Raw genomic sequence first — 528 nt, forward strand, 5'->3', positions numbered from 1 at the left:
TCTGTGCATCCTTGATAAGTATTGCATGAAGATTGGCTGTCATCACTGTGGCAAAAAAATCCTGCAGTACGGTGTGAGTAGTTAACCCACTAAAAGCTTCCAGTTGCAAAATATTTTTCTGTAAAGAGATATTGGTTTCCACCCCCCAGCGTAAGCCGTATAGCTCCTTAAATTGGTCTGCAGGGTGGCCTTCTTCTTCCCAAAGGTTGGTAATAAGCACTTCTATACAAGTTGGCAGCTCTACGCGCACCAGTCGTACTTTTAGTGAGGTTGCACTCGTTATGATATAGCCACATTTTCGCATACTCCTGATGGCAGCTGGCGTAGGTGAGATAGTAACAACAGCACTGCTTTGTGCGCTCTCGATAAATTGTTTAATGATGTTCATACTGTCTTTGCCACGGATAATGAACTTCCGCTCTTTTTCCTGCCACAGGTGCAGGGCTATCATCTTATAGTTACTGAAGTTGCGGTCATAGATAGCTATAGCATCTTCGGGGAGATGCTCAATAGCATCATATGCCATAT

Annotated in this window: 1 protein-coding gene; it reads right to left on the reverse strand. The window is 43.8% G+C overall.

Translation table 11 applies throughout. The annotated features are described in order from the left end of the window. Positions 1-528, reverse strand: a 528-nt coding sequence (locus D9Y29_RS26415) for a transposase (RefSeq protein ID WP_164735569.1), incomplete at both ends; no start/stop codon positions are given.

The sequence above is a fragment of the Pseudoflavitalea rhizosphaerae genome, assembly GCF_003991355.1.
GTDB lineage: Bacteria > Bacteroidota > Bacteroidia > Chitinophagales > Chitinophagaceae > Pseudobacter > Pseudobacter rhizosphaerae.